At 60.8% G+C, this 4,350-nt stretch carries 7 protein-coding genes; 1 reads left to right on the top strand and 6 read right to left on the bottom strand.

All coding sequences use genetic code 11. The annotated features are described in order from the left end of the window. Positions 1 to 22: 22 nt before the first annotated feature. The 4 genes from EN879_RS25715 to cueR form a co-directional block, all read right to left on the bottom strand. Positions 23 to 523, bottom strand: a complete 501-nt coding sequence (locus EN879_RS25715) for an MmcB family DNA repair protein (protein ID WP_050596417.1) — start codon at positions 521 to 523, stop codon at positions 23 to 25. Positions 524 to 614: 91 nt separating this feature from the next. Next, positions 615 to 875, bottom strand: a complete 261-nt coding sequence (locus tag EN879_RS25720) for a hypothetical protein (RefSeq protein ID WP_127219059.1) — start codon at positions 873 to 875, stop codon at positions 615 to 617. A gap of 941 nt (positions 876 to 1,816) precedes the next feature. Further along, the gene (locus tag EN879_RS25730) at positions 1,817 to 2,248 is read right to left on the bottom strand and encodes an OsmC family protein (protein ID WP_013528068.1); all 432 of its coding nucleotides are present in this window, start codon (positions 2,246 to 2,248) and stop codon (positions 1,817 to 1,819) included. Positions 2,249 to 2,306: 58 nt separating this feature from the next. Beyond that, positions 2,307 to 2,729, bottom strand: coding sequence for a Cu(I)-responsive transcriptional regulator (gene cueR, locus EN879_RS25735; RefSeq protein ID WP_024501803.1), 423 nt, complete (start codon positions 2,727 to 2,729; stop codon positions 2,307 to 2,309). 226 nt (positions 2,730 to 2,955) lie between these two features. On the opposite strand from cueR, the gene EN879_RS25740 reads away from it, so the two are divergent. Continuing rightward, on the top strand, positions 2,956 to 3,573 hold the full coding sequence (locus tag EN879_RS25740; RefSeq protein ID WP_013528066.1) for a L,D-transpeptidase: 618 nt from the start codon (positions 2,956 to 2,958) through the stop codon (positions 3,571 to 3,573). 111 nt (positions 3,574 to 3,684) lie between these two features. On the opposite strand, the gene EN879_RS25745 is transcribed toward EN879_RS25740, so the two are convergent. Beyond that, on the bottom strand, positions 3,685 to 4,011 hold the full coding sequence (locus EN879_RS25745) for an NIPSNAP family protein (protein WP_013528065.1): 327 nt from the start codon (positions 4,009 to 4,011) through the stop codon (positions 3,685 to 3,687). An 82-nt stretch (positions 4,012 to 4,093) separates the two neighbouring features. Continuing rightward, a partial coding sequence (locus EN879_RS25750) for a NifU family protein (protein ID WP_164774574.1) occupies positions 4,094 to 4,350 on the bottom strand: 257 nt, incomplete at its 5' end.

The raw sequence follows: 4,350 nt of genomic DNA on the forward strand, positions 1-4,350 counted from the left end.
GGCCATAGACTGAAGGACGCCGCTACTCGCTCTCACCCTCCAGCGCCGGCACCGACACGCCGGCAAGCTCCGCCGCCAGCAGCCGCGAAGCGCCGGCCCGCGCGATCCGCAGCATCAGCGCCTTGCGCGTTGCCGCTGCCATGCGGTGCTCGGGCGCATCGCGCAGGATCTCGGCGCCATAGCCGTCGGAAAGGATGAAGCCGCATTCGTGCGGGAAGATCTCCGAGGGTACGCCGGGATGGGTGGCGAAGAAGAAGCGGTCGGAATGCAGCCGGTAGTCGGGCCATTTGCGGTCGACCCTGAAATCCTCGATCGAGGATTTGATCTCGATGATCCAGATATCGCCCTGCCGGGTCAAAGCGACGAGGTCGGCACGGCGGCCGGTGGCCAGCGACAGTTCGGGCAAGACATGCGCGCCCATATCCATGAGCAGCCGCTGCACACCGCGCCGCACCAGCATGGCGCGTTCGGACTGGCGACCGTCGATGAGAGGGTTGATTGGGATGGGCGAGATGATCGGCATGCCAGGCACCATGCCAGATTCTGTTCACGGTTTGAACCTGTTTTATGCAGGCGATTGTATATTCGATATACCCGGATATACCCAAAAGAAGTCAGGCATTGATCCTTGAAAGATTGAGCTTGTGGTGCACACCATCGTTCTCATGGGGACGGGCGGCACAAAATTGAACAGCACTGATGGTGAACAACTGTGGGCCTTTGACCTTGATGCTCTGCGCAAGGCTTTCAGAAAGTCCGTTCAGGAGCATAAAGTCACCACGGCTGATTGGGCGGAGCACGCCAAGCAGTTCCTGGAAAAACAGAGAGATCGTCAGCGCAAATCGACTTGATATGCTGCGCCGGTCAATTTCCATTTGGTAACTTTAAGATAGCAGCGAAAAAGTCTTTGCGCGTCACCAACCAAAGTCAGATGCAACCGCTTTGGTTCCGCGAATTCCGAATGGCATAAGCAGGGAGACGTCACTTCGACACTTTCGTGAAGTGCGCACCCCATCTGCGGGTGATGCATGGCTTTATGTAAATTAGCTAAAGCGAATATAAGAGAAAAGTGATATTTTGGAAGCAGCCGGGGCTCCCCCAATACACCCCGCTCCGGTCAGGCCCGGTGGCGGTCCACCCAAAGGAAGGCTACCGGGCCGATCCCTGCAACCAACCGGTGATCCGCTCGTTGATCCCATGCCGGGTTGATCCCCCGGCACTCCAGGACCTGCCCGCTGCCGAGGGGCGGCGGGCCTTTTTTTGCCGATTGATTGAAGCCCGCAGCGATAGCGAAGGCCCCGGCGGGCGCCGGGACCTTCGCGTTGCTGGTCTCGTCAGAAGTGGATCCAGAAGGATCTGCGGAAACATCTGCGGCGCCAATAGCCATTGCGCCAATAGCGACGGCAGACCCGCCTCCACCCGCGTCGGCGACGGCGGCGGTGCCATCTGCGGTGCCGCACCAACTCGACGCCATCCTGGACACCGGGACCATCCGGGTCGAGAATATCGTCGGACGGTTTGTCGAGCTCGTCGAGAATGCCGGGCCCCGTATTCGGGATGCCGGCCAAGGCGGTGGCAGGACGCGCGATTGCGACGACGGTCGCAGCCCCTGCCAGCCCAAGCATTCCAGTCAGAAACAATCGCCGATCCATGCCAACCTCCATCGTTGATCATTGCGACAAGGGAAGACATAGAGCGGCTGATTGACGCGCCCAGATGCCGAAGAAAATTGGGTCAATCGCTCTGCCGTGCCGGCGGCGGGCCTTTTTTGGCGATCTCTGACAATCCACGCGGCCAATGCGCCTGTTCCCGGGGATCATTCCTCCGACAAGCCGGCCGTCGTTGCGGCCGTTTCAATGCTCACCGACACGCCCTGGCGCAGGGAGTTGCTGACCGTGGAAATCGCCGCGGCCCTTGTAATGATCTCGGCCGGGTCGGAGCCGTCCAGCGTCGTGCATGAAACCGCCATGGTTGACGAGGTCGCGAGCAAAGGCTTGCCTTCGAGGTTCAGCGTCACGGTCACGGCGATCTTGTCGAGCGTTACGCCCATTTCCTCGGCGACGTAGCGAAGATCGTTGCAGAAGCAGCCGCCGATCGCCAGGGCAAGCAACTGGCCGCCATTGAAGCCCAGGCCCATGCCGCCGGCCTTGCCTTCGGGCCGGTCGACGATGATCGTGTGGCCGCCGGCCCAGCCCATGGCGGCTCGCGTGTCCTCCACATTGCGCAGTTCGACGGTCATCGAGACCATTGCGGATGTCCTCCCGGCAGGAGTCGACCAGGCTTCGGGCGTCGTCGACATACGGTCATTATGCAGGCGCAGAGGCGCCCTTGTCGCTAGGCAATGCCGCGCCCGCCATGTCATCAAGGATCGGACAATCCGGCCTTTCGTCGCCGTGACAGGCATGAATCAGTTTCTGCAGCGTCGAGCGCATCGACTGCAACTCGCGCACTTTCTCCTCGATCGCCGTGACATGGGCGGCGGCGATTTCGCGCACGTTTTGGCTGGCGCGGCTGCGATCCTGGTAAAGCGCCATCAGCTGGCGGCAATCGTCGATGGAAAAGCCGAGATTGCGCGCGCGGCGCAGGAAGGCCAGCCGATGGATGTCGTCTCCGGAATAATCGCGGTAGCCGTTGGCGGCGCGTGCCGGGGCGATCAGGCCGATCTCTTCATAGTAACGGATGGTCTTGGCCGGCAGGCCGGAGCGGTGGGCGGCGTCACCGACATTCATGACGGTTCTCCTCGATTTCCAGGAACCCATGGAGCAGGCCCCTTGAATTTGCTTCACAATCCTGTGAGTCCTGTTGCCAAAATGCCATAGTGATACGCTTACCGGTACGTCAAGGCAGGCATATAGGCATCGCGCGCTTGGCAAGCAAAGCAAATGCCAGCATGAATGATGATGAGAGAGCGGCCGACTCGTGCCGCCGAGTTTGGGCGGGGCACCGGATCACCTGATGCGCATGAAGTCGTTTGCAATCATCGCCGCACTGGCGCTCTCCACTGCTATCGCCGGTTGCAGCACCATCGGCTCGCAGATCTTCTCCAACGACTACGGCGCGGTCACCGACGCCGGTTATCAGCTGCCGCGCATCCCGATCGAGAAAGTGCCGATGAAGTACCATCGGCAGGAAGTGAACTACGATAGCCCGGAAAAGCCGGGCACGATCATCGTCGATACGCAGAACAAGTTCCTTTATTTCATCGAGGGCGACGGAAGGGCCATTCGCTACGGCATCGGCGTCGGCCGCGAGGGCTTCGAGTGGCATGGCACCGCCCACATTGCGCTCAAGCGCGAATGGCCGACCTGGACGCCGCCGAGGCAGATGATCCAGCGCCAGCCGGAATTGGAAAAGTTTGCCGGCGGCATGGAGCCGGGCCTGAAGAACCCGCTCGGCGCGCGCGCCATGTACCTGTTCAACAAGGGCGGTGATTCAGGCTATCGCCTGCATGGCAGCCCCGAATGGAATTCGATCGGCAAGGCGATGTCGTCTGGCTGCATCCGGCTGATGAATCAGGACATTATCGACCTCTATGACCGCGCCTCGGTCGGCGCCAAGGTCATCGTTCTCTAGAGGCAGTTTTCGTACGCGGACCGTCTAGGCAACAACGGACGTCCCAAGCAGAAAACCGGGCAATTCGGCCCGGTTTTTTGTTGTTTGCGCGATGCGACGCCTGCTCGGCGGTCAGGACACCGCCGAGAACGCGGTGGGTACCAAAATTTGGTTGATGATTGTCTCGGTGATCTGGCCATCACGCTCGGAGTCTTCCCGCGCCTGCGTCCAGGCAGGGTCCTTCACGAACGCCGTCCAGCGCTCTTCGCGTTCGGCCAGCGATTCCCATGCCAGCATGTAGGTCAGTTCGTTGTTCGAAGCTCCGATCAGCGTGGTAAAGAAACCCGCTTGGCGGATACCGTGCTTTTCCCATAATTTGAGCGTGATCTTGTCGAAGCGATCAAGAAGCGCCGGCAAGCGTCCCGGCAGAGCCCGGTAAACCCGAAGTTCGTAGATCATTTTGGAGTTCCTTCTGACCGATGCGCCGGAAGCGAAGAAATCGGACCAGACGGTCAGCAGGGTAGAATTGTCAAAACGGGCGTCAGGAGACCTGCTCGACCTGCTGCACTTCCGGCACGAAATGGCGCAGAAGGTTCTGGATGCCGTGCTTCAGCGTCGCCGTCGATGACGGGCAGCCGGCGCAGGCACCCTTCATGTGCAGGAACACCGTGCCATTCTCGAAGCCGCGGAAGGTGATGTCGCCGCCATCCTGGGCGACCGCCGGGCGCACCCGCGTGTCGAGCAGCTCCTTGATGGTGATGACCAGCTCCTCGTCGGCCTTGTCGTAGAACTCACCGG

The organism is Mesorhizobium sp. M7A.F.Ca.AU.002.02.1.1 (assembly GCF_003998535.1).
GTDB lineage: Bacteria > Pseudomonadota > Alphaproteobacteria > Rhizobiales > Rhizobiaceae > Mesorhizobium > Mesorhizobium ciceri.

Bases quoted from the DNA above. Each gene is read 5' to 3' on its own strand.
- EN879_RS25715 (WP_050596417.1), bottom strand. From the start codon at position 523: ATGCCGATCATCTCGCCCATCCCAATCAACCCTCTCATCGACGGTCGC.
- EN879_RS25720 (WP_127219059.1), bottom strand. From the start codon at position 875: ATGGAAATTGACCGGCGCAGCATATCAAGTCGATTTGCGCTGACGATC.
- EN879_RS25730 (WP_013528068.1), bottom strand. From the start codon at position 2,248: ATGGTCTCGATGACCGTCGAACTGCGCAATGTGGAGGACACGCGAGCC.
- cueR (WP_024501803.1), bottom strand. From the start codon at position 2,729: ATGAATGTCGGTGACGCCGCCCACCGCTCCGGCCTGCCGGCCAAGACC.
- EN879_RS25740 (WP_013528066.1), top strand. From the start codon at position 2,956: ATGCGCATGAAGTCGTTTGCAATCATCGCCGCACTGGCGCTCTCCACT.
- EN879_RS25745 (WP_013528065.1), bottom strand. From the start codon at position 4,011: ATGATCTACGAACTTCGGGTTTACCGGGCTCTGCCGGGACGCTTGCCG.